Below are 26,018 nucleotides of genomic sequence, written 5' to 3'. Positions count from 1 at the left end.
ATCTGTTTGACATTTCTTTAGCGGGCTCTGAGAGATTGTTTTTCTTGTTCAGTGTTTAATATACTGCTATGCCAATACAAAAAGGAGCGCAACCGGTCGATATCAACAAGCGTCGCGTGATAAACGGCGGAGATGCGGATGTGATGCAGCTCTATCCGATGCGACACACGTTTGCCTGGGAAGCGTACAATGTCGGCAATGCCAATCACTGGCTTCCGACGGAGATATCCATGCAGAAGGATATCGAGCAATGGAAAGCGCGCGATGTGCTCTCAGAAGATGAGCGAAAGGCGCTCAAGACCGTGCTCGGATTCTTTACAACAGCCGACTCGATTGCTGCCAACAATGTCGTCTTGGCATTCTATCGGCACATCACGAGTCCGGAATGTCGCATGTATCTCCTCCGCCAGGCGTATGAAGAAGCGATTCACACGCATTCGTATCAGTATATTGTGGAGTCGCTCGGGCTTGATGAAAGCGAGATATTCAATATGTATCGCGAAGTGGAAGCAATCTACAACAAGGATGCATTTATTCTTTCTTTCAATGAAGGAATATTCGATACAAGTTTCCGAACGGGTACATTTGAAGCAGATCAGAAGTTTTTGGAGAATATGGTGGTGTTTTCACTTATTCTCGAGGGGATTTTCTTCTATAGCTCATTTGCTGTGATGTTTGGCTTCCAGCGGCAGAATAAGATGCCTGGGAGCGCTGAGCAGATACAATACATCATGCGCGATGAATCACAGCATCTCAATTTCGGCATCAATCTGATTAACTCCATTAAGGAGGAACAACCAGAGCTCTGGACGCCGGAGTTTCAACAGCATATTGTGGATCTCATCCGGAAGGCAGTGGTTTTGGAATATACTTTTGCGCAGGAAGTATTTCCGCGCGGTATATTTGGGATGAATGCCGAAGGGTTCAAACAGTATATCGAGCATGTCGCTGATCGACGGCTCGAGCGTGTGGGATTGCCGGTACAGTATCATGCGGAGAACCCCTTCCCATGGATGAGTGAGGCAGTCGACCTCTCCAAAGAAAAGAACTTCTTCGAGACACGCGTCACGGAGTACAAAGTTGGAGGGGCACTCGAGTGGTAGTACGCAAGAGATGAAACTTTTTTGGAATTGAAAGCGCCGAGTCTCCTGTGAGCTCGGCGCGGTTTGCTATTTTTGTGGCAGAGGTGGTACGTACATGTAGCGGTATATTTTTGAGCCAAAACTGAGCGAGTCTGCATTTTTATCAATCCGAGCGAGAGAGATTTCTTGGTGCCGGGGAGAGGACTTGAACCTCCATGATGTTGCCATCGCCAGCTCCTAAAGCTGGTGCGTCTGCCATTTCGCCACCCCGGCAGGTTCTTCTTTTACACTGGACTCATACTAGAATCGTCAGATACGGGGGTGAGGAAGGATTTGATGCGATTAGCCTCTTCTTTGAGAACTCCGGATTCTTCGTATTCGCCGTGATGACGGGTGTCTGTGCCGTAGGTTTCTTTCTTTTGATCGAGGTGAAAGCTGATATCGAGGTCTTCGTTCCGGAGCTTGGTGTACATATGGAAGCGCGGATAGCCAGCGGACGCAAGTGGGCGGATAAAGCTCATCTCACCGTTTTCTTGGCGCTGAAAGGTATAGCCGGCGCGTCGCAGGAGATTAACGGGATTGTCGGTAATGGAGGGAATTGTGAATTTCATACTTTTTTGTCGGAGCTACTCGAGAATCTCCTCCGGACCGGGGTTTCGTGGTGAATACGCATCACTCAACCCTTCGATTCCAAGTCGCACGCCAAGCAGTTGGCGTGCTTGCCCACTCCTTGCGCTTTACTTCTGTCGGGGCACTGGGAATCGAACCCAGTCTACATGAACCCGAATCATGCGTACTACCGGTATACTATGCCCCGAAATTCTCTGGAGTCTATCTCAAAAATAATCTTTGTCTTACTTTTTGTAAATTTTGACGGAAAATCATTCAAAACTTGTCGAAATATCCCGATATTCCTCCTTGTTTTTCACGACTTTCCATTCAAAAATTCCTAAAAAGTGTCGAAAGCTCTCTTTGAGATAGGCTCTAATAACTTGCAAGAATGTATCTGTAGAATCTGTTTTTCGGGAGAAATTGTTTTTTGCTTGTCTTCGCGTGCTCGCTCCGAAAGCCGCAAAAAACAATTCCTCCCGAAAAACTTTGTGTTCAATTCCGATTTCTTTACTGTACCCAGTGTTTCTGCTTAACGTGGTGGTCGTCTTGGTTGCGTTTTTCTTCGATGCGGTCTTTGGCGAGGTTGCGGAGGTGCTCTATGTCTTCTTTGTCGAGTAATTCGGCTCGTTGGAGGAGGGTTTCTCGAGTGTTTTTTGTCGGGTCTTCAATCACTTCGGCGAGGAGGACGTCGAGTATGGCGCCGATTTTTGGTCCCGGTGACAGATGGAGAGTTCCCATGAGATCTCGACCGTTCACGGCGAGCATTTTGACGGACACGGGGTCTTTGGAGACCTTCTCAATCATGTATTCCAAATGCCGGAGCTTGTAGGGCTTTCCTTTGGGTGTGCCGGATCCGAGGCGGTCGGCGATACGAATATCCATGAGGTCTCGCATGTTCTCAAGACCGACGCGTCGGATGAGGCGGCGGACTGAAGCGGCGGTCACTTCTCCTACATTATAGTAAAAAAGGTGGTTGTCAACGAGGAGTGTTGCTTTCTCGATGACCGTGCTGGGGAAGCGGAGTCGCTCCAAGAGCTTTTTGGTGATGCGGGCGCCCACATGGTCGTGATTGTAGAAGGTGGATCGATAGCCATTACCACGTTTGGTTTGTGGCTTGCCAACATCGTGGAGGAGGGCGGCGAGGCGGACATCGAGTTTTGACGAGGGGCAGGTGGCGAGAGCGCGGAGATTGTGCTCATAGACGGTGTAGATATGGTGGAGGTTTTGCCCGACGCCGACGCCTGCGGTCACTTCCGGCAGGATATATGTGAGGAGTCCGGTGATGCGCAAGAGGTCTATGCCTTCGGCGGGGTTCTTTGAAAGGATGATTTTGGAAAGTTCATCCGAAACGCGTTCGGCGGAAATTTGTTGGATATCGTTCGCATGCGCTTGGATAGCGGAGAATGTTTCCGGCTCTATTTTCCAGTCGGCGTTTTTGTGCAACAAGTTTGTGGACTCGTTGTCTTCTATGAGAGCGTCTTTGGGAATTGGCATCGGCGTGCGGAGTTCGGCAGAAAATCGGACGGCGCGAAGCATACGAAGAGCATCTTCGCCGAAGCGGTCGCCCGGATTCCCGACGGCTCGGATGGTTTTCGCAGTAATGTCAGATTGACCATTGAAGGGATCGACAAGTGTTCCGTTTGCCGAGAGAGCAATCGCATTCATGGTGAAGTCGCGGCGAGCGAGGTCTTCTTCGATAGTTTGCACGAAGAAGACTTTTGACGGGTGGCGTTTGTCGTCATAGCCGGATTCGGCGCGGTAGGTGGTGACTTCGATGATGTCGTGCTCTTTTTTATTTTTGATGGCTGGAGTTTCTTTTGTCTCGTGAGCTTCTTCCTTTCCTCTGCCTTGAGTGCGCGGCATCTTTCCTTGGGCAGGGGAGAATGAGCGGAATTTTTCCACCTTTACTCCCACGGTGCCAAAGACGTTTTCGTAAAAACTCTCGGGAAATATTTTTTGAATTTCTTCGGGAATGGCATTGGTGGTGATATCCCAATCTTTTGGCTCTCTCCCCAGGATTAGATCACGAACACTGCCGCCGACGACAAACGCTTCAAATCCGGCCGCTTCGAGAGTGGCGAGCGTTTCAGCGACAGGGATGGGGATTTTCTGTAATCCTTTTTGACTTGTCATCATAGTGCCATTATAACAACAAAACTCCAGAATGTATTGGAGTTTTATGTTTATTTTGTTTGGTTTTGGTTCGTAGTATATCTTTAGAGTGTGCGGCGCTTTTCTTCGATGGTGAAGGAAAGAATGGTGTCGCCGACTTGGATTTTGGTGGTGGTGTCGATGGTGAGCCCGCATTCGTTGCCACTTCCTACCTCATCAGTGTTCTTCTTGTTTTGCTGGAGGCTTGCGAGGCGACCGGTGCCGACGATTTCTCCTTCGCGCTTGATTTCGATTTGCGATCCCTTGAGGATTTTGCCATCACTCACGCGACCGCCGACAATCATGTCGTGTTTGCCGGTTTTGAAGACGGCGAGGACGGAGAGTGTGCCGAGATCGGTGCGAATGACTTCGGGGGGGAGGAGAGCGGAGAGCTTTTCTTTGACGAATTCGACGAGCTTGTAGATGATGCTGAAGCTCTTGATATCGATTTTGGCGGTTTCGGCGATGCGACTGGCAACTGGCGTGGGATTTACATTGAAGCCGACAATGAGTGCGTTGGCACTCGCTGCGATGCGGACGTCGCTCTCGGTGATGCTTCCGACGCCTTTGGCGACGATATCGATGACGATTTCATCTGATGGAATCGTTGAGAGGATTTGCTCGATTGCTTCGAGTGAGCCGTGGACATCGGTTTTTATAAGGAGGGGGAATTTCTTCACATCGTCATTCAGCACAACCTGAACGTCTTTCTTGGTGGCGCCACCGGTCATGCGTTCGCGAGACTTGAGTCGCGCGGCGACTTTGCTGCTCACGACTTGGATGACGTCATTGGTATTGGGCGCGGTGCTCAAACCATAGAGTCGGACGGGAGTTGACGGTAATGCGGAGAGAATGTTTTTTCCGACGAAGTCTTCGAGACGACGGATACGACCGTAGGCACTACCAACGGTGACATCTTGTCCAACCTTGAGTGTGCCAGTCTTGACGAGGGCAACGGCGACGGGTCCTTTTTGTGGGTCGAGGTGTGACTCGAGGACGAGGGCGAGTCCGTCGCGTTTTGCATCGCTTTGAAAATCATTGACCTCGGCGACGAGGATGATGTGTTCGAGGAGCTTGTCGATATTTTTCCCGTGCTTGGCGCTAATCTCGACTGCTGGATAGTTGCCACCCCATTCTTCGAGGAGGATGTCGTTGTCGGCGAGCTCTTGTTTGACGCGGGGGATATTCGCTTCGGGCTTGTCGACTTTGTTGATGGCGACGATGGTAGGGATATGGTGTTCGCGGATATAGGAGATGACTTCTTTGGTTTGCGGGCGGACACCGTCGTCTGCAGCGACAACCAAGATAGCGATATCGGCGAGTGCAACGCCACGTTCGCGCATAGCAGAGAAGGCTTCGTGTCCTGGTGTATCAATGAATGTGATGAGTTCGCCACGCTTCTTGACCTGGTAGGCGCTGATTGCTTGGGTGATGCCACCGGACTCTTTGCCTGCGACATTGGTGGTGCGGATGGTATCGAGGAGCGTCGTCTTGCCATGGTCGACGTGTCCCAAGATAGTGACGACTGCCGGGCGCGTGTCGAGGGTTTTTCCTGAGGCTTTTTCTTGGGCGCAAATTTCGAGGAGTCGCTCGAGAGTGAGGGTCTCACTTCCGCTGGTCTCGAGGTCTTCTTCGGTTTCAAATCCCATGTCTTGGGCGATGATACTCGCGGTTTCGAAGTCGATTTCCTCGTTGATGGTTGCGAGGATTTTGTTCTTCATGAGTTCCATGATGACCGTCGAGACCGGCGTACCAAAGATTTCCGCAAGGTGTTTGACACTGACGGATGACGGTATTTTGACTATTTTCTTCGGCTCGTCGGTTGTGATGGGTTCATCCATAGGAATGATACATTAGAAATTGATGCGAATGGGAATTGTGGGGTGCGAATGCGTTTGTATGTCTGAATTGTTTGAAGAAAATTCCTTTTTTGCTTGTCTTTGCGTGCTCGCTTCGAAATCCACAAAAAGAGAGTTTTCTTCAAACAAACGTGATACGGTTGGATTGTATCTACGTTAGAGAAAGTATTCAATCTGCCCTACTTTGAGACTTTGAGGGGGTTTCTGCTAGAGGTAGGGTAGTTTTCTTGGAATCTCTGGATGTTTGCGCGAGTTCGATGGCGTGTTTTTCTTCGGCGGTGAAGGGGAAGTCTTTTGCTTGTCCGTGTACAACGGGCTTTGCGTAGACGCGTGCCGATTCTCGGGAGAGGAGGGAAGAGATGACGATGCCTGTCGTATTTCCGTCGAGGAGGGCGATACTCCAGCTTTGGTTGCTTCCGGTATCTTGGAAGGGGTTAAAGCGGACGATGCCGACTTTGTGTATGCCGATGGTAGCGAGTGCTCGGATGTTTTCGGTGATAGCAAAGAGCTCCTGAATCTCGGTGTCGAGATTGCCGACTTCTTGGTCGTGTCGCAAGATGACGGCTTCGAGGTCGGCGCCACGCTTTCCTTTGAGAAACATCTTTTGTCGTTCCTCGAATTGACTCGCCTTGCGAAAAAGCTTCCTAATGAGGAAAAACTGTGCAATGCAGAGAATTCCCACAAATACGACTCCTCCGAGCAATATGTTGGGAGTCAACAGAAAGGCTGTGCTATCCATAGAAAGGGAAAAAAGACTTTGTGTTTCTGTCGTCTCCGGTTACTGTAGCATCTTTCCTGTGGCTCTGTAAAGGCGTTTTTGTGTATCGATATTTTCGTGTGGTATACTGTCATTCGCCTTCGATTCTTCTTTTTGCAAGAAGGTTTCATTATCTTGGCGTTGTTTCTTAGTGGGCTTTTAGGAAAAAAATCCCATATTATTTCTTTAGGTTTTTCTTATGAGTGAAGATACACAGAAAGAGGCTTCTTCGGAAGAAGGTTCGGAAGCGTCAATGTCATCGAATGGAAAAATGGTTTCGAACGGATCGAGATTGTTTGGCGGTATCGCAATGGTGGCGATTTTTGGCGGAGTGCTTGCCTGGTTCTTGGGGCGATCAAATGATAAGATGCTTCCGGACAGCTCTCAGAAAGAGCCTTCCGATGCAAAAAGTAGAATGATGAAGGCTGATGAGGGCGTATCGTATACCGATGGGACATATACCGCGCTCGGTGAGTATACGTCTCCCGCGGGACCGGAGCATATTACGGTGACGCTGACACTGAAGGGTGGAGTGGTCACCGAGGTTGCCTCGACAGAGGAATCCGAGAATCCGAAGAGCCAGTATATGCAAAAGCAGTTCGCTGAAGGGGTTTCGACTGCTGTGACAGGCAAATCAATAGATTCGCTCGATCTTGCCGTCGTGAATGGCTCGTCACTCACCCCGAAAGGCTTCATGGATGCGCTTGAGAAGATTAAGGTAGAGGCAAAGGGATAGAGTATTCGGAAACTTTTGGTATAAAGGCGGACACTGTTTTTGGCAGTGTCCGTTGTTGTTTTGGCTTATGTAATTGTATTTCTTTGATATCAGTATGTTGCTGCTTGGAAGTCTGGGGATTGGCGGAGGGTGAGGTCTGTGTCGAGTGTGGCGTATTCGAAGGGATAGACCTTTCGGAGGGCGTCTGGCTTGGCGAGGAAGAGGGCGGTTGCAAGGATATCGGCGAGCGCGGCATTTTCGGCGATGACCCAGGTAGCGAGGAATTGCTCGGGGGACTCGGTGGTGTCAGGGTCGATGATGTGGTGATGATTTCGCCAGCGGCGGCGATTGGTGCCACTTGCACACAGGGCGCCTCGGGTCATTTCGACTGATCCGACGACTTTGGTTGCGTCGCCCGGATGCTCGATCCCGACCTGTATCGGCATGCCAGTGCTTTCATAGACGATGTCGCCGCTTCCATTGACAAGGAATTGTTCGACGTGTTCCTCACGCAAGAAGTCCGCAATACGATCGCAGAAGTAGCCCTTGCCAATCGCGCCGAAGTCAAAGAGGACGGGGCACTTGAGAGAAATGCTCGTGTCGTCGAGGATGGTGACCGTTTCCAAGAGATCAGGGGAGAGCCGGATGATCTCTCTTGGCGTGAGTGAGTAGTCGGCATCGTAGCCGAGATCGGAGAGGGTGTGTCCGACGAGGGGCGTGATTTTCCCTGCTGTCGCCTCATAGAGGTGTATGTAGGGACGAAGCATTGCTGTGAAGTCAGCGGGCACTTCGAGAGCGCCTGTCTGCTTCTCGGTCGCGATGCGCGAGACGAGTGACGTCGGGATGAAACGAGAGAAATATTGTTCGAATTGATCTGATCTTCTAAGTATTTCTTGTGTCATCGTTCTGAAATCCTGTTCTGAAATCGCGTCCCACACCGTGATTTCCCAATGTGATCCAAAGGCGTCGTATTCGTGTTTGTAGGGGAGCATAACGGGATTTTTATGACCGACGCACGCGCGAAGCGGGGCTTCATAACGTTTGTGCATAAATGAAGATGACCAGCGGTAGAATATCCTGAGGGGAACTATGAGTCAATTTGAGCAAACGGAACGAGTTGTTTATATGCTGTTAGGCGATGTTTTGCCTCTACTCGCTTATTTCCATTGCTACGCTTTGAGGTCTGCCTGCTAAAAGTGGCATTGCTTTGCTGATGAGTTCTTTGGCTTCTTCTGAATTCAGAGATGAATCATGATCTTCCTTGGTTTCCCATACTTCGAATACGTGAAGAGTATTCGCGGCTTCCTTGTCGCTACCGATTGTGTATTGCTGACAGCTTTTGGTAACGCACATCTCTTTGGAAGCTTGCAGAAGAATGTTTCTCAGTTCCTCGACCTTTCCATCTGCAGTCTGGAAAGTTGTGAATTGTCCGTATTTCATAAACGTTTCTTAAATTTAAATGATGAATATATTCTACAAGCAGGGCAGAATTTTGTATAACGTATCGGCATATTTGATGTTTGCCGTGGTGTAGTGGAGGTAAATATAGGTGGAAGCTTTTATGTAAAAGCCGTAACTAGGTACGCCATGTTATATGATGTACATGTTTTCCTTTGATTTCTGAAAGAAATTATCCTTACAAAGGAAAAATCCGATTCTGTTTTCCGTTTTAGGCGAAGAGCAGAGGAGAATTAAATAGGTGAATGCCTGTAGCTCAAAACACCTATGTTAACTTCATTTCTGTACTTAATCTTATAGTTTCGGCTAAATCTAATCTTTTTTCTTTTATAAAATCATCAAAAGCTTTCTGTACAAATGGAGCAACGTAATACTGAGATTCTTCTGGAGGAGTTATACCAATATCTAAGCAGTCTGTGTAATCGCTAGACATCATGTAGTGCCCATTGAGATAAAATATATATGCTAAATGCAGAATGAAAAGTTGTTCGATATCGTTTAAAAAAACACTTAGTGCTTCTATGTTGTTTTCCAGGTATATCTCGTTGTCGTTAAGTAGGACATTCTGATAAAAATTGTAATGTGCATGATCATTACACCGATCTCGAATTTCTTTATATCGATCATCCCTGTATAGCACTTCATTTATCTTACGGAGTTTTTCTGACCCTTGGATATATTGAGACATGATTCTATATTCGGGCAGTTTTTCTTTTCCTTTCAACCAATTATCAATTTTTTCTACAACAAAATTTTCTAAGGTAAAATTATCGGCTAGATATAAATTGGAATAAACGTTAATAATTGATGAATCGTAGTATTTTCTAAGTAGAGCATAGGCATCGTTAATTCGGCCTTTTTTAAGTATGTATTTTATAGATTCTATTGTTCCTTGGACTGAGGAATAAAGGTATGAATCGATATTGAAATTGCAAGTCGCTCCAGCCCCTTGTTTTAAGAGGCCAAATACTGAAAATGATAGCATTTTATAGAAAATCAATATTTCATCCAATTTGGAGAAAACTGGGTGATTCTTGTATTCTTCTTCGTCGATTGGTTTATGAGGTTTAATCATTTCAAGATTTTTGGCTCAAAAATAAAACTTTCTCTTGTTGGAAAGGGATTGAGAGTAAATGCTTTGAAGCCCTCTTTTTGTTCTATATTTTTGCCAATTTTAATATTTTGCATAGTTTGCTGGCATCTTTACTGTAAGGTATACAAAGTATATGTGTTTGTATACATTGCGTCAGGAGATGTATACAAACTTTTCAATTTTATTTTTCAAAAATCTTACTTCGTTAATGATTTCTTAATCAGTGCTGCATCGCTGGAAAACGTATCAGGCAAAGCAACAAAAAAACACCCACCGCATTGATAGTGTTTGACCCCTTCTTCTTTTAGAGGCATCCATAAACTTAAATCTCGTGCTATCTGCTATTGGCGGAAGGGGTGGGACGAAGTGAGAACGTATGTGCTTCAATATCCAGTACTCCACCAAGTACCTATGATCGTACGGTAAATTTTTGAAAAAACATATGCATATGCTATCATTGACACGGATCTAAAATTATGTTCAAATGGATTGTCCTGTTGTCAGTATTCCCTTTGTATCGCTGATTGACTGCAGAGACACAGTAACTTCCAAATTTAGACGTCAGTTACAGAGGAGTTTGCAGATGCAACACCACAGTAGCGAACAGCCGCGTGTTGGTATCTCTGTTTTGTCCTTTTTCCCTCGTTTCCTCATCCCGGTTTTCGGCTATTGGAGTATTTTCCAAAGAATCAAACGGGCCGACATGGGCGTACAACTCACCCCCACTCGTTGTTTTTGGGTATCAATACTTTCGTGGATACTTCCAAAAAGCGTCGAGGTGATCTCTTTGGAAACAGCCTTTCCTCATGAAAAAGCGCAGGATGGCATGGGACCATGGTATCTCAATCCGAGACGGCTTCACTGGATATTCATGAAAATAGACGGTTACTGGCCTATCTTCGATTTGATTCTCTTCTCTGCAAGGAGAAAGCGAACATGGAAGGCGTTGCTGTATCTGTCTCGTCACTATCCTCGCGCGCTTCAAATCGATACTCGTGGAATTTTGGCGGACAGTGCCACATCGGCAGAGGAAACTTCGCCAAAGAATGCCGATTCACTTAACGATCTGATTGACCTTAAAATGCCGCTGATGTTAGATACTCATCACATCCGCAAATTCGAGGGCGTCACTACCGAAGAAATCCTGACATGGATTAGATGGAACAAGACACGGTTCATCGGAGTTCAACTCCAACCCGAGCGAAGAAACGATCGGGAAGAACTGGATGGTTTCTTAAAAGGCGATCCTGCAAACTTCCTTGTTCGTGTGGTTGAGATTATGGGAGAGACGAAATGCCCCTTCATTTTTGAATTCCATCCAAGGCTTTTCCTTCAAAATTGGGGACCAGCTACCCATGAGTTGATCCAACTACGCAGACAGGTAGAGCGCATCGTGATGAAAGAATAGTGCTCACGAGATTGTTTAACTTTCTGCTCTACACAGGGCAACATTAGGCTGATTCACCAAGATCAGCCTTTTTCTTTTGTCCTTTTGGACGCCGCCACTGTAAATGGCAATATGGCTTAGTACAAACTAAAACAGCCGTACCAGATACTTGAAAAAGCAGGGGGTGCGGCTGATATTTCACAGATGTGGTGATGTGTTAACCTTTGCGCGAACTCACTTTGCACGTGCGAAGTGGGTGACAGCTTTAAGACTAACTCGTACGCCTGACGTACGTACCTCGGCCACGCTCGTACCTCGCGTGAGCAAAACCAAAAATTTCCTTACCTATCCATTTTCGGCGAGGGATGTCTGGGGAGCCGCAAAAAATGGAAAGGAAATTTTTGTCTTACTTCGTTGCTTCATCCTCCAGAGTGAGTTATTCATAGTCTATCATTTGCATTTATATCTTGTCGCTCATTTCTCCGTCTTCGCGGCGACCGAGGTGGTTCCCATTCGAGTTTGGTGGTATTGAAAAAGGGCTCCGAGCAGAACATGTCTGTAGGGAGCTCTCTGGTAGTAAAAGTGCCGATTCGCTACGCGAGCAGTGCACAGCCGAACTTCGGAGCGCTCAACATCTCGCAGATTTCCGGCGGGAAGTTGTACGACCCTTTGCTTGTCATGCCGATCGAGGCTGAAACGCCGAAGCCGGCCATTAGGCCTCTTCCGTTGAGTATCAGACCTATCATTCCTTCCTGACTGTCGCGAGTCTGCGGATTGCTGTAGAAATCCATCGCGAGCGTCACGAGCATTTGGAAGAAGAAGCCGTACTCTTCCTTCGTGAGCTCGACGTTCGTTGCGTCGCGCTTCACTGTAATCTGGAAGAGTCGCCGAATTTCGCTCTCGTCCTTGGCGGGCTCCATGCTGCCGAGCTGTGCGATCGGAACTCCGAACACGAGCTCATAGTCGAGCTTAGTGCTAGCGATCTTCATGTAGCCATTGTAGTGGCTGCCATCACGAACCTGCTCGATGTGTAGTTCAACAGAAACTTTCGTTGTCATCTTTTCGATCCTCCTCGTTTGGGTTTGGGAATGTGCTGCGAGGACTATAGTGTTAAACACCCTCTATGTCAAGGTCGACCCTGGCTTGCGGTTTCGCGCACTCGCAAAACATCGCTCCGCCTTTCTCATCCCTAAGGAAGCCAAGTACTTGGCTTCCTTCCTCCCTTCTTCACCCACTTTGTTCGTTGCGGAGAGGGAGGGATTCGAACCCTCGATACCTTGCGGTATGCCCGCTTTCCAAGCGAGTGCACTCGGCCACTATGCGACCTCTCCGTGATTTGATTGTGGAACATCTCGCAATTGCTGTCTCAAGAGAGGTTGCTTCTCTTATCTTCGGGAAATACTCTTTTCTCTTCGTACAGAAGGATTCGTCCAATCATTCGACTGGACGCCCCGCGAATACTGGGGCAAATCCTTGATGCGGTATGCTCGCTTTCCAGCCCCGCCTCGGCGGGGACTTGCTCACTCTGCGACCTCTCCATTTCGAGTTGTTTGTTGACTCGGTGTTTCTGTTGTACAATGAGGCTATTCTTTTTGCAACTATTTAGATATGCGTGTTTGGCACATTTCTGCGTTAAACGCTCGTGTCTTCATTGAGGGATTCTTTTATGGGAACAACGCTGACGAATAACTTTGTGAAGCCGGAAGAGGTGATTGAACAGCTTGATGCGTTGGAAAATGCGTCGGTGGCGGATTTTGGGTGCGGGTCGGGATTCTTTTCTCTTGCGTTTGCGAGGGCAGTAGGGAAATCGGGCTGTGTATATGCACTTGATATTTTGCCGTCATCTTTGGAGGCGGTTGCGAGTCGCGCCAAGGCATTGGGTTTGTCCAATGTGACGGCAAAGCGGGTGAATTTGGAACGAGAGGGTGGATCGGGATTGCCGGATGATAGCCTTGACTGGGTGATTATGAAAGATGTGCTCTTTCAGAACAAGGGCAAGGAAACAATGCTGTGGGAGGCATATCGCGTACTGAAATCGGGCGGATTTTTGTTTATCATGGAGTGGAATAACACGGAAGCGTCGTTTGGACCGGAGCTATCACTTCGTATTTCGCGAGAGAAGCTTATCGAGATGCTTTCCGAACGAGGATTTTCGCCGGTCAAGGATGTATTGGTGGGGGACTATCACTATGCTCTCGTGTGTCAGAAGTGATAGGTGGGAATGGCGTTGAATTGTAGAGATGCAAAATTTTCGTCTCTACGGAAATGAAAAAGGGAATCAAAAATAAAAATGTCGGTATGAAGAAGATTCTTGCTAGAATTTTTTCAGGAGCGATTCTCGGTGCGATAGTGTTATTGCTTTCCGGATGCGGACTCCGACAGACGGATACAGCTTATAAGATGAACCTCGAGATATGGGGGATTTTTGATGATTCAGAAGCACTCCGTCAGGTTATTGGGCAATACAAGAATCTCAATCCGAATGTAGGCAATGTCACGTATCGGAAGCTCGCGGTTGATACGTATCGGCAGGATCTTCTTGATGCGCTTGCAGCGGGGAATGGTCCGGATATTTTCCTTATTCGAAATTCGTGGACGCCCGCTTTTGCCGACAAGATTGTCATGGCGCCCGATACACTCATAGATGAGCGAAGTTATCGGAATGCGTTTGTTGATACAGTGGGCGATGACTTCGTGACGGATGAGGGGAAGATTACTGGTGTGGCGCTCTCTTCGGATTCGCTCGCGCTCTACTATAACAAGGATCTTTTGGGGGCAGCGGGTATTACGGCGCCTCCTGCTACATGGGATCAGTTTCAGGATGATGTGCGACTCCTCACACGCATCAATTCGTTTGGTGAGATTACGCAATCAGGCGCGGCACTCGGGACAGCGGGGAACATTAATCGTTCGACGGATGTGCTTTCGGCACTCCTCTTACAAAATGGCGTCTTGGTTCCGCGCGGGAATGGACGCGATCTCCGCTTGAATGCGGCGGCAGGCGTGAATGCGCTTACCTTCTATACGCAGTTTGCCAATCCGACCTCGTCGCTCTACACGTGGAATCCGCGTATGCACTACTCAATAGACGCATTTTATGAGGGAACAGCGGCAATGATGATAAACTATTCATGGCACTATGACACCATCAAGCGCAAAAACTCGAAACTGAATTTTGCCGTAGCTCCCTTGCCACAGTCAACGGGGGCGCAGCCCTTTAATTTCCCAAACTACTGGGGATTTGTCGTTGCCAAGAACAAGACGGCTCCAGCGGGAACGAAAGATTTGGCGCTTTTTGACAAGATACGAACTTTTGAATCATGGCAGTTCTTGAAATATGCGGCGTTTCCGCCAACAGGCACGGTGCATTTGCAAAATGCGATTACCGGAAATGCCAAAGATTTTACAAGCACATTTGACCCGGCGGCGACCTATCTCGAGAAAACCGGTGCACCAGCAGCTCGCCGTGACTTGGTGGAAAAGCAAAAAACCGACCCAATTCTCGGACCGTTTGCTGATGGCAACCTCATCACACGCAACTGGAAGCAATCTGATCCGGAAAGTATCGAGAAAATCTTGGCCGATATGATTACGTCCATTAATCTCGGTGAAGCAACTATCAATCAATCGCTCTCGACTGCTGAAAGCCGGATTGGTCAGGTGGAAAGGAAATGATGATAAGTGTGATGGTGCCACTTGCAATGTGAGACATTTTGTTTTCTCTGTTATGGGAATTTTGAAGAAATACTTTTTTTTCTTGCTGGGGATTTTCGTATTCTCAGGGATTTTTGGATTCTCTTTCGAATCAAGGGCGGCATTTGATTGTGTGAGTGAATTGAGTGGTCATTGCGCAATCGGTATAAATCCTTGTAATACAGCGACGGAGACGTTTATACGAGGGTCAAACTGTCCGACATTTCAAACGTGCTGTGTTCCTCGTCCAACGAGTGGTGCCTGTACGCCGACAACTAATTGCCAAACTTCATGTTCAGGCGGGGTGGATATTACCAAGAGTTGTACTGATAATACAACGGCTTGTTGCAAGACGACGGCTCCGCCACCTTCTACTTCTTGTTCTGGCAAGGATGCAAGTGGCGCAACGCAGTCGGGGACGTGTTCGGCTAGTGCTACATGTTCGTCGGGAACGGCGCTCACGGGTGCGACGGGGTGTGCGGGTGGAGGGGCGTGTTGTTTTGTTGCTGGGACTACAACAGAGAAATGCGTTGAAGATCAGGGAGGTACCTGTGAAATGGTTACGTCTTGCGCGGGGACGCCACTTGGGCAATTTGACTGTTCTACGGGGCAAACGTGCTGTAAGACGCAGGTCGATCCATCAACTGCTCCGCGATGTTCTTCGGCAAATTCCGGCATTGTCCCATGTGGGCGATCTTGTGATGATCCAAGTACGGGAGACGTGGACGAGTCGGCGATTTGCACGCTGTGCCATCTTTTCTTGCTCATGAAAAATATCACGAGCTGGATTTTCATGGTGATGACATATATTGCCTTCGCCGTCTTGGTGGCGATGGGAATACTCTATATTGTCTCGGCGGGGAATACGCAGATGATTAGTCTTGCGAAGAGCGGCATCAAGGCGGCGCTTTATGGATTTGCTATCGTGCTTTTGGGATGGGTCGCTATCAATGTGATTCTCATGGTGCTCGCGGATGGTGCCTTGGGGACGGATACGGCAGCATTTTCCTTCAAGACGAATGGATCGTGGTTTACCTATAGCTGTGATGCAAAGTCAAAGTATGTGCGATCGGGGATTAGCGGTGCAACGAGTGGTGGTGGATCAACGCCGGGTGGTGGCGGAGGAACAGTGACCTGTGGAACTGGTGCTTGCGCAAATGACCCCGCTGTGAAGGCGGCTGTGCAGAATCAGACATTTATGCCGGCGAATGACTATATGGCAATTCTTCAGGCAGGAGAGCATTATGGACAAACGGGAACGTGTTCGAAAGCGTCTTCTCCGACGGGAGCATGTGGTGTTTCACAGACCATGCCAAGTAACTACAAAGCGTTATGCGGATTCTCTAGTTGCGATGCAATGAAGGCGGATGTTAATAAGGATATCGCTTGCGGTGCGAAGGTAGCTTCAGGATTCAAGAGTTCGCATAATGTTAAATGTGTAGATGATTCATCTAAGCGCATAGATTGTACAATCGATGGATTGAAAAGCTTGGCAGGATGCTATAATAGAGGGTATCATTGCAATATTTCTCCGAGAAATGTTGGCGGAAAATGGTATGATTGTGGGGAGATCCAGAGCGGAAAGTCCTATTGTGATCGAGTTTCCGAGTACGCAAGCTCCTGCAAGTAGTGAGTTTTTGACGTTCTGAAATTTGTTATGAGAAATATCTTTGTATTTTTTTTGGTGAGTGTGTTTCTTGGGCTTCTCCCATTATCTCGGGCAGATGCTTCTATTTATCAGATACACTTTCAGTATGACAAAGGGTCGAATCGACTGATATTTGATGAATCAAAAGGTATCCCTGTTCAAGTAAATCCTGACCAGAATTTGAATCCGTTAGAATTTTTTGATGAAGGTGCTGGCGGGGATTTCTCCCTCGTGTTTCTTTTTGAAAATGGAGAAGAAATAGCTCATAAGAATTTCAGTCCCGATACTGACGGTGCCTTTCTTTTTGATGCGCCGTATTTGAGCTTTGCTCGTTCGCTTGCGGTATATCGATCGGGCATAAGTGCTCCTATACTGTCTCAAGATCTTTCCCAATTTCTTACGTGCAATGAGAATAATATCTGTGAGTATGAGAATGGGGAGAATATGAATACCTGCATTCCTGATTGTGTCGGAACAGCTGTACATTTCAGTCCGGAAACGCAGAAACTACTGAAGCAAAACAATGATGTAATAAAAGATCCGAAGTCGGGAGAAGTGCTTTTACGCGGTGTTCAGGTGGCTCCTGTTGTGACGGCGGGTACGGTGGCGAGCACTTCTGGTGGGACGAATGTGGTTGTTTTGATTATTGGGATTGTTGTGCTGGTTTTGGTTGGCATTGGCGCATGGATAGTTGTGAAATTGTGGAGAAGGAATAAACAATACGGATTATAATTTTCCACGTACTTCTTATTATGATTCCTATTGTACAAGCTGCTGGAGTGATTGATGATGCGCCGACTTTGGCGACGGCGCTCTTTCGTATGCTTGACCTTTTGTTGTCGATATTTGGGTTTGTTGTTATAATTGCACTAGTGTTTTCGGGGATTTTGTACTTCACAGCAAGCGGGAGTCCGGCGCGACTCGATATGGCGAAGAAGTCGTTCTCATGGGCGATTGTCGGTGTCGCGATTGGGCTAGGAGCCTTGGTGTTGGTTCGAGCAATAGCGAAATTTTTTGCATAACATTTTCCCGTTATTCTCGCGAAGGCGGGAATGATGAATGGATAAATGCTCAATATTAAAACAGAAAGGAGGTGAGAGAAATATTATGAAGAAATCACTTATTTTGAAAAATATCGGGGCGTTCGCGCTTATCGTCACGTTTGTGACGGTTCCAATGGTAGCGTTTGGACAGTGGTCTGCCGGGGACAGTAATGCGCAGAGTGGTGGCACGCCGAATGCGAGCGTGTATGACATCATCCATACAACGATGAATTATCTCCTCGCGATTTTGGGTTTTATTGCGATTGTCGGTTTTGTAATCGCTGGTATCATGTACCTCACCGCTGCGGGAGACGAAAAGCGTATTGGGAATGCAAAGGGTGCTTTGATGGCGTCTATCATGGGCGTTATTGTCGCACTTATCGGTTATGTTATCGTGAGTGCTGTGGATTCGTGGCTCAATGCGAGTTCGAATTCGAGCATCTAAGAATTCTTCGAAGGTTTCTTTCTGGAGCGCTTCCGACACTTTTGTCGGGGGCGTTTTGGTTTGGCGAATTTGTGAGGAATGTTCATTGTTCCAGTTTCAAAAACGTTTGTTTGCATCTCCTCTTGCAAAAAAAAGCGCTGTTCTTGACAGGGGGATTCTTTTTTCTGTTTTCTGGTTTTGTGATATACTGCGACTATGAAATTGGTGACGACATTTTTTGGATTTGGACTTCTTTTTCTTTCGGGACTTTTTTTTGTTCCCGAAGTGCAGGCGCAGACATGTTCGGGCGGAAATTGCGTGTCCGATCCGGCAGCGTGTTCGGGATCGTGGAATATCGATGACAATTGTCCAAGCAGGTATTGTTGTCAAGGGAATACTACGCCGACGGGGAATGCAGGAGCTCTTTGTACAGCGTCGGACGATGGGAGTCAGGGAACATGTGCGGCACAACTTTCTTGTCCGACGGGTTCTTATGTACACCGAAGTGCAGATTGCACAGGATCGACACCGGACTGTTGTACCTCGAGCGGGGGTGGCGGTACGACCAATGCCTGTGTGGGCGCTGGGACGAATTACTTCTGCTCCGCGACGAGCAATTGTGGTGGTACGGGGTATGAACGATTGAGTAGTCGGGACGAGGCGTGTGGTACAGGACGATACTGCTGTAAACCGGTGAGTACGACGACGGGCGGTGGTACGGGAACGGATACGAGTGGCGGATGGACCACAGGGTTTCAGAGCGCTCGGGATCAGTCGGAGCTTCCGAATGCTACCATACGACAAATCGTATCGGGGTTCATGATGTGGCTTCTTGCGATTCTTGGGTTTATCGCGATTATTGCCTTCGTTGTTTCTGGGTTGCTCTACCTCACAGCTGCGGGGAATGACGGGCAAATAAAGACGGCGAAAGCGGCTATGACGTGGTCTATTGTTGGCGTTATCGTGGCACTTGTCGGATATGTGATTATTCTTGCAGCGGATTTCCTTTTGAGTGGCTCGTGATTTATCTTTATTCTTCAGGATTATGGGAGACAAACCCTATTTCGAGGGCGGTGATCAGTCGCTTCTGCCGGATGCGCCGATTTACGATATTATTGCTGGGACAATGGACTGGCTTCTCGCCATCCTTGGCTTTATCGCGATTATCGGTTTTGTGATTTCTGGCATTCTCTATCTTACAGCTGCAGGAAATGATGGGCAGGTGAAGACCGCCAAAGAAGCGATGAAATGGTCTATCATTGGCGTTATTACCGCACTTGTCGGCTATGTCGTCGTATTGGCAGTGGATACATGGCTCAATGCTGGGACGCAGTTTTGATGAAGCAAGTTTTTTTGAAGTGAGATATTTTCTCTTTCGTATGAAAAAAGTTTCTTTTTTTGGATTGGTTGCTTCTTTTCTGGTGATGAGTGGGATTTTGTTGTTTTCAGTAAACTTAACTTATGCTGCATGTCGTGAAGTGACATGTATGTCTTCATGTGGAACACAGTTGGAAGTTACCAATGCTTGTAAAACAGAATTGGGATGTACAGAGAAAGCTTGTGTGCCAAATTCTTTTGTTGCTAGTTGTCCAAATTTTAATACGCAGTGCGCGGTAAGCTGCACTGGAGAAGACGATCCAACATGTGCGCTCGTTGCCTGTCCTACTGGAACGAAATATTGTAAAGCTGCAGGAGGTGCAACGACAGCATGTACTTACAACGGGCAAAGTGGGAAATGTATTGGAGAAGGCGAGGTGTGCAATGGGACAGCAGGGAGGGGCGATTGCTCTAATGACAATACGACGTGTTGTATTTCCAATGCAGCGACAGCGTGTACTGGCGGAGGGTGCAAGGCAACGTGTGCGACAGGAGAGAGCGAGGATACGACGTGTACGCTGTCGCAATGCACTGGCTCGATGAAGTATTGCAAATCGAGCACGACAACACCCGGTGGTGGGACAGCGACCGCGGTAAAGTGTGATCCGGCGAAATTCAAGGAGTATGCGGGAGTGTGCTTCCCTCTCAATACGGGGCTCTCGGAGACATCGGTGGCGAGCATTATCATCAATCTCATGAAGTGGATGCTCTATCTCTTCGGATTTCTCGCCATTATCGCGTTTGTTATTTCCGGCATACAGTATCTCTCAGCGGCGGGGAATATGAATATGATAGAGACGGCGAAGCGGAATATGAACTACTCTATCATCGGGGTTATCGTTGCGCTCTCGGGGCTCGTGATTCTCATTGCGGTCGATTCGCTCTTGCGCGCGACAGGCTGGGGAGGGTGAGGATAAAATATTGTAGAGACGCAAGATTTTGTCTCTCTACAACAGTAGGCGGTATAAGGGGGGAGAGGAAAATACACGAATCAATTATGAGAAATTTTGCACAATTTGCAAGGATGGCGGTGATAGGGATGGTGTTGGGGATAGGGTTTTTTGCGATCTTGCCTGGAAGTGCGCAGGCGCAGACATGCAAGAGTGCTACTACGACAGATAGTGGCACTTGCTTTGATACTGCAACACAGACTTGTTCCGGCACGCAATCATCTGCGGCGACAGGGTGCTCTGGGTCGCTTCTTTGCTGTTATGGAACGGTGTCGAATACTTCATCCTCCACGTGCACAGGGGGTACTTGCAAGGCGAGTTGTGATGTTGCTACGGAGGATGAGAAGACGTCTTGTTCTGGAAAGCCACCAACAGGTGCTTGTGATAAAGATTCAACTCCAAAATATTGTGTTTTGAAAAGTTCCGGAGGGGGCGGAACTGGCGGAACAGCGGGACAGGTGGTGAATATTTCATTGGTCAATCCTCTGAAATACAACACTGTCCAGCAGGTATTGATGGCATTGCTCTATGCTTTGCAGGGAGTGATTGTGGTCTTGTCACTTGTCTTTATTGTGATCGGCGCGGTGCTTTATATCACTTCAGGGGGCAATCAGGGGCGAGTGACGATGGCAAAGACGGCGATTACGGCGGCGCTTATCGGGCTTGCTATCGGGATACTCGCGCCCACATTCCTCAAGGAAATCGCGACGGTTTTGGGATGGGGGGTTCCGGATGTCGTGAAGACTGCACCGAGTGCGGCGGATATACTCCTCTCGGTGTTGAATTTCCTCTTGGGTATCGTGGGGACGCTCTCGATTATCATGCTCGTGATTGGTGGAGGGATGTTTCTCACGGCAGCAGGGAGCCAGGATCGGATTACGACGGGGAAGAAGATTGTCACATATGCACTTCTTGGCGTTGTCGTGGCACTCGCCTCCTTGGTTATTGTTCGTCAGCTGGCAGCATTCTTTGCGGGAGCGTAGGAATAAAGGTATATTTTTGGAAATTTTAAAGCGGGCGAGAGGATTTCCTCTGCCCGCTTTGGTTTTTCAGCTCTTTATGAATTGAACTTCCATTTTCAATCCACCAGTTATGGCACATCCCTTAATAAGAGATCTTTTTTCTTGTGGGAAATTAAACGATACGATGACATTCCTATCATCTTGCACGAGAATAAGATTCCCTTCCGACGGTTGCGCATCGCTTGCTACCGTTTTGGATCCACGTAGAAGGATATTTCCATATGTCCTATCAGACGCAGTGACATTCTCGGCTGCTGGGATTGGATTTCCAAATCCCGACCCCCCATTTGCGCAGGAGAATGCGTACTGCTCCCTTTGAGGGTAGATTCGGAATCGGTAGTACCCCGGATCTATATTTGGAACCTTTAGGGTTGCCTCCTCTATTTTGCTGAGACTTGTTGAGTACACAACAGCCCCTTCCTTGATGCTGTTTGCCCCCCTTAGGATTTCCTTCCCCAGCTCTTTTCCTGGTACCGTGAAGGCAAACCAAATGATCCCGCCTATTATGAGGAGAAGGAAGAGTGTCCCAACTATATTCGTTACCCTCGGGTATTTCCTGAGTGCCCAGAAGATTATAAATATAGTGGCGATTGCGATAACCCACGATGATGGAGTCTGATGGTCCGGATCCGTGAAGAATCCTTCAATGACCCCCTTTCTGGTGAGATTCCGCCCTATCCACTCCATCTTTTTCACATCTTCCTCAATGAGGTGCACATTCTGTGGGTCATTCTCCAGCCTGAGTTTTTCGATATGACCCATGATTTCATCAATCTGCTTTTTGGCGACATCGTTTTGAATGTCGACAAGCGCTTGATTTGCCCGCTTTAGTGCTTGCTCGGCTTTTCCTGGGATAATCCCTGGAACTAGTGTTGCAACGAGTGCAACAGCGATAACTGCCACGGGATACCAGAGGGATATTTTTTTGAACCATGTTCCTTCTCGGTGCACAGCTGCCCAGCACGTGAGACTTGCCGCCGCCGCCAGTATTAGCTTGGCTGCTCCCGGATACAGACCAAAGTTCCATGTTCCAAAGAAAAGGAACATAAAGCTGTCGGCAAGTGCCACGTAGGCGAGTCCCCGAAAGACTTTGTCTAGAGCAATCTGGATCGAATCTCCTGGACGAAGACCGCCTGGAACCATCCCATTCAGAAACCCGATGATAGCGGTTAGTGCAAAAACTTCGGGTATGAAGAGAATGAGCGGAGTGGTTACTGCCAATGCGATTGACAGTGTGATGCAAACTGCGGCTTGCTGGTCGGTCCCTATGAAATGGGTACCGATCAAATATGCGACGATTTGGAGCCCGACGAATATCCCGACGGATGCGTACCACACTTTCTTCGATACAGTCCACATCAGTTTTTCCTCCAGAAGAACTTTCGAATAGCTGCAAGAGCTATTCCAAGAAGCACAATGACAGTTGCTATCACAACCTCACTCCCATTTTTGTTGGAAGGAAGGATGGTAATGAGAATTGCCCAGGAAAGAAGGGGAATGATTGCCCACCCTAGAAAAGAGGCAAGCTTATTTCCCGTTTTTCCAATTGAAGCGACCACGCGTGTGTCAGAAAGCTCGTATTTCTCGAGAAGCCTTTTTGCGTTCTCAAAGTGGTCTTTCCAAATATCGCCAGTCGTTCGGGTTGCTCCCATTGATTTCATGAAGTTTAGTGCCGCCACTTCATCGATGAGAGACATCTTACAGATGTTCACGGCCATTCTTTTTCCTCTGAAGTTCATGACTTCTTTATGGCTCTTCTTTTTCTTTACATCTTTCCCTTTGGCATCTTTCTCGGTGGTTTCTTCGACGAACTCGCGTTCCTGCTCGTCTATTCCGAAAGTTCTCTCAAGGCTGATGCATTCTTGTAAGGAGAGTTTGGCGATATTTCTGAGAAATGCCGCAGCCTCTTCTCGCGATACCAAGGCATTATCCATAAGGGCGTCGGCTATTGCGTCAAATGCGAGAGCCTCGTCTGTTTTTCCAATGCCGAGAACATTCGATTTGGCGCCTGTCTCAGCTTTTGGCGGTTGAGCTCCAATTGATGGTGCTCCTGCGCCTGCCCCGGGCCTAGTTCTCCAAAGAGCCCATACCCCAGGGATGTCAAAGAGTTCAAGAAGTTTCATCATGATGTCCTCTTCTTTTTCCGTTGTTAAGTTGCTTGTTTACCATCTCTTTTTCTCTTCTTTCCGTACCTGTTGGCAGGGAAAAGGAGTATTGAGGATGGCTCTCGAATATAGCATATTTTTTGTTAGGTGTCAATGTCTATAAACATGAATGGGATGAGGGCGGCACGATAATGATTTGACGGAATTTGACACCTGCAAAGGGTATCGCTTGTGCATAGATGTCTCGGAAACCTCCCGTAGAGATATGGTATCCTACGTCTTTACGAAGAAGGATGGGGGGTATGGGAAAAGTGGGATTGTGATTTCGAAAACACGTGGGTGCTGAGATGAAACGATGTAGAGAAAGTGGTCGCTATTTGACGTCTTTTCTCTTTGGTGCTATACTTCGATTAGTTTCCAGTTGGTATGGCTTTGGTTCGCGTGAGCGAGCCTTTTTTCTTGAGAGTTTTGCAAAGGACACGAAATTTTTGATTTATAATACCCATGAATATGGCGCGAAAGAAGAAAATGCTTGAGGTGGATATCGAGCAGGAAGAGGATGGTGAGGAGAAGATACCTGGGCAATCCGGGTCTATTCGTCTTGGAGAATTTGGAAGTGCTGTGCTCCAGCTTGCCGAAGAGAAGGGCATTTCCGAAGAGAAGGTAATCGAAGTGGTGGAGGCAGCGCTTGCTGCAGCGTACAAGAAAGACTATGGAAAGCGCGGGCAGGTGATTCGTGCTGAATTCGACAAGGTGACGAAATCGGCGAAATATTTCCTTGAAAAAGAAGTAGTTGACGAGACGATGCGAGAATTCGTCGGGGAAGAGCTGGAAGAAGCTGAAAAAACATCTCCTGAGAAGAAGGGCAAGAAATCGACGGCTGTGGAGGTGATGGAGTCGATTCCTGGCGACGAAGACGAGGAACACTTGCCGCGATTTAATGCGGAGCGTGATATGACGCTTGAGGAAGCGCGTGCTGTGAAATCAGATGCTACGCTTGGTGAGACGATTGATTTGCCACTTGAAGAACAGCAGGAATTTGGTCGGGTAGCGGCGCAGACGGCGAAGCAGGTGATTATACAGCGTATACGCGAGGCGGAGCGCGAGAGTATGTTTGCTGAATACAAGAGCAAGGAGGGCACTATTGTGAACGGGACTATCCAGCGTATTGACGGACGGATCGTCTTTGTTGACCTTGGCAAATCTGTGGGCGCGCTGTTCCCATCAGAGCAGATGGAAGGCGAGAACTATCGCATCGGACAGCGTATCAAAGTGTATATCCTCCGCGTTGAGGCGGATGCGAAGGGTCCTGGAATCACATTGTCTCGCGCGCATGCTGAGATGGTGCGGCATCTCTTTACACTCGAGGTGCCGGAAATCTTTGCAGGAACGGTTGAAATCAAGGGCGTTGCTCGTGAGGCGGGTTCGCGTACCAAGATCGCAGTTTTTACGGCAGAAGAAGGCGTTGATCCTATTGGCTCATGCGTCGGGCAGAAGGGAACGCGCGTGCAGGCGGTTATCGATGAACTTGGCGGTGAGAAAATCGATATCATCGAGTGGAATGAGGATATGCATAAGTTTATCAAAGCGGCGCTTAGTCCGGCAAAAGTGACCAAAGTTGACCTCAATGAAGAAGCGAAGACAGCCGTTGTACACGTGCCGGAAGATCAGCTCTCGCTCGCAATCGGTCGCAAGGGTCAGAATGTGCGATTGGCCTCGAAATTGACCGGACTTCGTATCGACATTGCCGGAAGTGGCACGAAGAAAAGCGCTGAAACCGAAACCGAATCTGAGATTGAAGGTGAAGATGCTACGGTATTGGACGCCGAGTCATCTGTAGAATCACCGGCGGAACTTTCATCATCAGTATCGGAGTCAGTGAATGATGAAGCAGTTGATAAACAAGAAGAGAAAAAGAATGACGAATAACTCATTTCTGAGAGCCTGTTAAGAAAGCCTGTTTTTCTGAAAAACAGTGCAAGAAGTACGCCTTTTTGATACTTTTTAGTGGGCTCTAAGTTTTCACATAAGCTCTTAACATTCCATCCTATGAATCTGTGGCAAGATATTTCGTATGGCGAGAAGGCGCCAGAAATCGTGAACGTGATTGTTGAATGCCCGAAGGGTTCGAAGAATAAGTACGAGATCGACAAGAAGACGGGGCTTATCAAGCTTGATCGTGCCATGAAGACCTCGCAGGACTACCCGTTTGACTACGGCTTTGTGCCACAGACGCTCTGGGAAGATGGCGATGCGCTCGATGTGGCGCTTCTCTCGACGTATCCTTTGGCACCAGGCATATTGGTAGATGCGCGCGTCATCGGCGTGATGCATATGGTGGATTGCGGCGAAAGCGACGACAAGATTCTCGCCGTGCCCGCCAAGGATCCTCGCTGGGATACCGTGAAAACGCTGAAGGATGTGAATCCGCATACCTTGAAAGAGATACGGCATTTCTTCGAGACATATAAGTCTATCGAGGATGGCAAGATGGTAGTTATCAAAGGCTTTGAGGGAAAGAAAGAAGCCTTTGCAGCTGTGAAGAAGGGTATTCGTTTGTATGAAGAGAAGTTTGGGAGGAAGTAGATTTTTATTCAGGTTAGTATTGACAAAATATCTATTTTGGTCTAAAATTCTGATAG

At 47.9% G+C, this 26,018-nt stretch carries 25 protein-coding genes and 3 tRNA genes; 15 read left to right on the top strand and 13 right to left on the bottom strand.

Annotated elements, in window-relative coordinates; translation table 11 throughout:
• The first annotated feature begins 68 nt into the window (after nt 1–68).
• A complete protein-coding gene (locus IPJ67_04440) occupies nt 69–1,103 on the top strand; it encodes a ribonucleotide-diphosphate reductase subunit beta (protein ID QQR77357.1) in 1,035 nt (344 codons plus the stop codon).
• Between the two features lie 166 nt (nt 1,104–1,269).
• On the opposite strand, the gene IPJ67_04435 is transcribed toward IPJ67_04440, so the two are convergent.
• The 6 genes from IPJ67_04435 to IPJ67_04410 form a co-directional block, all read right to left on the bottom strand.
• Nucleotides 1,270–1,355, bottom strand: a tRNA-Leu gene (locus IPJ67_04435).
• An 11-nt stretch (nt 1,356–1,366) separates the two neighbouring features.
• The gene (locus tag IPJ67_04430; protein ID QQR77356.1) at nt 1,367–1,693 is read right to left on the bottom strand and encodes a hypothetical protein; all 327 of its coding nucleotides are present in this window, start codon (nt 1,691–1,693) and stop codon (nt 1,367–1,369) included.
• A 135-nt stretch (nt 1,694–1,828) separates the two neighbouring features.
• A tRNA-Pro gene (locus tag IPJ67_04425) sits at nt 1,829–1,899 on the bottom strand.
• 302 nt (nt 1,900–2,201) lie between these two features.
• The gene (locus IPJ67_04420) at nt 2,202–3,830 is read right to left on the bottom strand and encodes an HD domain-containing protein (GenBank protein QQR77355.1); all 1,629 of its coding nucleotides are present in this window, start codon (nt 3,828–3,830) and stop codon (nt 2,202–2,204) included.
• 80 nt (nt 3,831–3,910) lie between these two features.
• Nucleotides 3,911–5,686 (bottom strand): translation initiation factor IF-2, encoded by a 1,776-nt coding sequence (locus IPJ67_04415; protein ID QQR77354.1) that lies wholly within the window; start codon nt 5,684–5,686, stop codon nt 3,911–3,913.
• 187 nt (nt 5,687–5,873) lie between these two features.
• Nucleotides 5,874–6,386 carry a DUF4446 family protein gene (locus IPJ67_04410; protein QQR77353.1) on the bottom strand — a complete coding sequence of 171 codons (513 nt, stop codon included), beginning with the start codon at nt 6,384–6,386 and terminating at the stop codon, nt 5,874–5,876.
• Nucleotides 6,387–6,660: 274 nt separating this feature from the next.
• On the opposite strand from IPJ67_04410, the gene IPJ67_04405 reads away from it, so the two are divergent.
• Nucleotides 6,661–7,197, top strand: coding sequence for a hypothetical protein (locus tag IPJ67_04405; protein ID QQR77352.1), 537 nt, complete (start codon nt 6,661–6,663; stop codon nt 7,195–7,197).
• An 89-nt stretch (nt 7,198–7,286) separates the two neighbouring features.
• On the opposite strand, the gene IPJ67_04400 is transcribed toward IPJ67_04405, so the two are convergent.
• The 3 genes from IPJ67_04400 to IPJ67_04390 all read right to left on the bottom strand — a co-directional run bounded on the left by IPJ67_04400 (nt 7,287) and on the right by IPJ67_04390 (nt 9,709).
• A complete protein-coding gene (locus IPJ67_04400) occupies nt 7,287–8,168 on the bottom strand; it encodes an FAD:protein FMN transferase (GenBank protein ID QQR77351.1) in 882 nt (293 codons plus the stop codon).
• Between the two features lie 157 nt (nt 8,169–8,325).
• Nucleotides 8,326–8,616, bottom strand: coding sequence for an antibiotic biosynthesis monooxygenase (locus tag IPJ67_04395; GenBank protein QQR77350.1), 291 nt, complete (start codon nt 8,614–8,616; stop codon nt 8,326–8,328).
• A gap of 283 nt (nt 8,617–8,899) precedes the next feature.
• On the bottom strand, nt 8,900–9,709 hold the full coding sequence (locus IPJ67_04390) for a hypothetical protein (GenBank protein QQR77349.1): 810 nt from the start codon (nt 9,707–9,709) through the stop codon (nt 8,900–8,902).
• Nucleotides 9,710–10,310: 601 nt separating this feature from the next.
• On the opposite strand from IPJ67_04390, the gene IPJ67_04385 reads away from it, so the two are divergent.
• Complete coding sequence (locus tag IPJ67_04385; protein QQR77348.1) at nt 10,311–11,135, top strand: hypothetical protein; 825 nt, start codon at nt 10,311–10,313, stop codon at nt 11,133–11,135.
• 572 nt (nt 11,136–11,707) lie between these two features.
• On the opposite strand, the gene IPJ67_04380 is transcribed toward IPJ67_04385, so the two are convergent.
• Both IPJ67_04380 and IPJ67_04375 read right to left on the bottom strand, forming a co-directional pair.
• Nucleotides 11,708–12,172, bottom strand: coding sequence for a hypothetical protein (locus tag IPJ67_04380; GenBank protein ID QQR77347.1), 465 nt, complete (start codon nt 12,170–12,172; stop codon nt 11,708–11,710).
• 188 nt (nt 12,173–12,360) lie between these two features.
• A tRNA-Ser gene (locus tag IPJ67_04375) sits at nt 12,361–12,445 on the bottom strand.
• Between the two features lie 335 nt (nt 12,446–12,780).
• Between IPJ67_04375 and IPJ67_04370 the strand changes: the two genes are divergently transcribed.
• From IPJ67_04370 to IPJ67_04325, 10 genes are all read left to right on the top strand, one after another.
• Complete coding sequence (locus IPJ67_04370; GenBank protein ID QQR77346.1) at nt 12,781–13,326, top strand: class I SAM-dependent methyltransferase; 546 nt, start codon at nt 12,781–12,783, stop codon at nt 13,324–13,326.
• 86 nt (nt 13,327–13,412) lie between these two features.
• Entirely contained in the window at nt 13,413–14,789 is a 1,377-nt protein-coding gene (locus tag IPJ67_04365; GenBank protein ID QQR77345.1) for an extracellular solute-binding protein, read from the top strand.
• A gap of 52 nt (nt 14,790–14,841) precedes the next feature.
• Entirely contained in the window at nt 14,842–16,437 is a 1,596-nt protein-coding gene (locus IPJ67_04360) for a hypothetical protein (GenBank protein QQR77344.1), read from the top strand.
• A 27-nt stretch (nt 16,438–16,464) separates the two neighbouring features.
• Complete coding sequence (locus IPJ67_04355; protein QQR77343.1) at nt 16,465–17,187, top strand: hypothetical protein; 723 nt, start codon at nt 16,465–16,467, stop codon at nt 17,185–17,187.
• A gap of 20 nt (nt 17,188–17,207) precedes the next feature.
• Nucleotides 17,208–17,477 (top strand): hypothetical protein, encoded by a 270-nt coding sequence (locus IPJ67_04350; GenBank protein ID QQR77342.1) that lies wholly within the window; start codon nt 17,208–17,210, stop codon nt 17,475–17,477.
• 85 nt (nt 17,478–17,562) lie between these two features.
• Nucleotides 17,563–17,943 carry a hypothetical protein gene (locus tag IPJ67_04345; protein ID QQR77341.1) on the top strand — a complete coding sequence of 127 codons (381 nt, stop codon included), beginning with the start codon at nt 17,563–17,565 and terminating at the stop codon, nt 17,941–17,943.
• A 195-nt stretch (nt 17,944–18,138) separates the two neighbouring features.
• Complete coding sequence (locus IPJ67_04340; GenBank protein ID QQR77340.1) at nt 18,139–18,945, top strand: hypothetical protein; 807 nt, start codon at nt 18,139–18,141, stop codon at nt 18,943–18,945.
• 22 nt (nt 18,946–18,967) lie between these two features.
• Nucleotides 18,968–19,261: a hypothetical protein gene (locus IPJ67_04335; protein QQR77339.1), complete on the top strand. Its 294-nt coding sequence runs from the start codon at nt 18,968–18,970 to the stop codon at nt 19,259–19,261.
• Between the two features lie 223 nt (nt 19,262–19,484).
• Complete coding sequence (locus tag IPJ67_04330) at nt 19,485–20,210, top strand: hypothetical protein (protein ID QQR77338.1); 726 nt, start codon at nt 19,485–19,487, stop codon at nt 20,208–20,210.
• A gap of 86 nt (nt 20,211–20,296) precedes the next feature.
• Nucleotides 20,297–21,232: a hypothetical protein gene (locus tag IPJ67_04325; GenBank protein QQR77337.1), complete on the top strand. Its 936-nt coding sequence runs from the start codon at nt 20,297–20,299 to the stop codon at nt 21,230–21,232.
• A gap of 66 nt (nt 21,233–21,298) precedes the next feature.
• On the opposite strand, the gene IPJ67_04320 is transcribed toward IPJ67_04325, so the two are convergent.
• Both IPJ67_04320 and IPJ67_04315 read right to left on the bottom strand, forming a co-directional pair.
• Entirely contained in the window at nt 21,299–22,630 is a 1,332-nt protein-coding gene (locus IPJ67_04320) for a hypothetical protein (GenBank protein QQR77336.1), read from the bottom strand.
• Nucleotides 22,630–23,397: a hypothetical protein gene (locus IPJ67_04315; GenBank protein QQR77335.1), complete on the bottom strand. Its 768-nt coding sequence runs from the start codon at nt 23,395–23,397 to the stop codon at nt 22,630–22,632. Before IPJ67_04315 ends, IPJ67_04320 begins: the two co-directional genes overlap by 1 nt.
• Nucleotides 23,398–23,886: 489 nt before the next feature.
• Between IPJ67_04315 and nusA the strand changes: the two genes are divergently transcribed.
• Entirely contained in the window at nt 23,887–25,305 is a 1,419-nt protein-coding gene (gene nusA, locus IPJ67_04310; GenBank protein ID QQR77334.1) for a transcription termination/antitermination protein NusA, read from the top strand.
• 120 nt (nt 25,306–25,425) lie between these two features.
• Nucleotides 25,426–25,962: an inorganic diphosphatase gene (locus IPJ67_04305; protein QQR77333.1), complete on the top strand. Its 537-nt coding sequence runs from the start codon at nt 25,426–25,428 to the stop codon at nt 25,960–25,962.
• The last annotated feature ends 56 nt before the right edge of the window (nt 25,963–26,018 follow it).

It is taken from the genome of Candidatus Moraniibacteriota bacterium (assembly GCA_016699385.1).
In the GTDB taxonomy this organism is placed as follows: domain Bacteria; phylum Patescibacteriota; class Minisyncoccia; order Moranbacterales; family UBA1568.
Note: the sequence above shows the minus strand (reverse complement) of the source record. Positions and strands in the feature narration are given on the sequence as shown.

Coding starts and splice junctions, on each gene's coding strand:
- IPJ67_04385 (QQR77348.1), top strand. CDS start 10,311: ATGCAACACCACAGTAGCGAACAGCCGCGTGTTGGTATCTCTGTTTTG.
- IPJ67_04420 (QQR77355.1), bottom strand. CDS start 3,830: ATGATGACAAGTCAAAAAGGATTACAGAAAATCCCCATCCCTGTCGCT.
- IPJ67_04305 (QQR77333.1), top strand. CDS start 25,426: ATGAATCTGTGGCAAGATATTTCGTATGGCGAGAAGGCGCCAGAAATC.
- IPJ67_04415 (QQR77354.1), bottom strand. CDS start 5,686: ATGGATGAACCCATCACAACCGACGAGCCGAAGAAAATAGTCAAAATA.
- IPJ67_04325 (QQR77337.1), top strand. CDS start 20,297: ATGAGAAATTTTGCACAATTTGCAAGGATGGCGGTGATAGGGATGGTG.
- IPJ67_04395 (QQR77350.1), bottom strand. CDS start 8,616: ATGAAATACGGACAATTCACAACTTTCCAGACTGCAGATGGAAAGGTC.
- IPJ67_04370 (QQR77346.1), top strand. CDS start 12,781: ATGGGAACAACGCTGACGAATAACTTTGTGAAGCCGGAAGAGGTGATT.
- IPJ67_04400 (QQR77351.1), bottom strand. CDS start 8,168: ATGCTCCCCTACAAACACGAATACGACGCCTTTGGATCACATTGGGAA.
- IPJ67_04340 (QQR77340.1), top strand. CDS start 18,139: ATGAAATTGGTGACGACATTTTTTGGATTTGGACTTCTTTTTCTTTCG.
- IPJ67_04440 (QQR77357.1), top strand. CDS start 69: ATGCCAATACAAAAAGGAGCGCAACCGGTCGATATCAACAAGCGTCGC.
- IPJ67_04345 (QQR77341.1), top strand. CDS start 17,563: ATGAAGAAATCACTTATTTTGAAAAATATCGGGGCGTTCGCGCTTATC.
- IPJ67_04335 (QQR77339.1), top strand. CDS start 18,968: ATGGGAGACAAACCCTATTTCGAGGGCGGTGATCAGTCGCTTCTGCCG.
- IPJ67_04355 (QQR77343.1), top strand. CDS start 16,465: ATGAGAAATATCTTTGTATTTTTTTTGGTGAGTGTGTTTCTTGGGCTT.
- IPJ67_04360 (QQR77344.1), top strand. CDS start 14,842: ATGGGAATTTTGAAGAAATACTTTTTTTTCTTGCTGGGGATTTTCGTA.
- IPJ67_04320 (QQR77336.1), bottom strand. CDS start 22,630: ATGTGGACTGTATCGAAGAAAGTGTGGTACGCATCCGTCGGGATATTC.
- IPJ67_04390 (QQR77349.1), bottom strand. CDS start 9,709: ATGATTAAACCTCATAAACCAATCGACGAAGAAGAATACAAGAATCAC.
- IPJ67_04430 (QQR77356.1), bottom strand. CDS start 1,693: ATGAAATTCACAATTCCCTCCATTACCGACAATCCCGTTAATCTCCTG.
- IPJ67_04315 (QQR77335.1), bottom strand. CDS start 23,397: ATGATGAAACTTCTTGAACTCTTTGACATCCCTGGGGTATGGGCTCTT.
- IPJ67_04350 (QQR77342.1), top strand. CDS start 17,208: ATGATTCCTATTGTACAAGCTGCTGGAGTGATTGATGATGCGCCGACT.
- IPJ67_04365 (QQR77345.1), top strand. CDS start 13,413: ATGAAGAAGATTCTTGCTAGAATTTTTTCAGGAGCGATTCTCGGTGCG.
- nusA (QQR77334.1), top strand. CDS start 23,887: ATGGCGCGAAAGAAGAAAATGCTTGAGGTGGATATCGAGCAGGAAGAG.
- IPJ67_04380 (QQR77347.1), bottom strand. CDS start 12,172: ATGACAACGAAAGTTTCTGTTGAACTACACATCGAGCAGGTTCGTGAT.
- IPJ67_04405 (QQR77352.1), top strand. CDS start 6,661: ATGAGTGAAGATACACAGAAAGAGGCTTCTTCGGAAGAAGGTTCGGAA.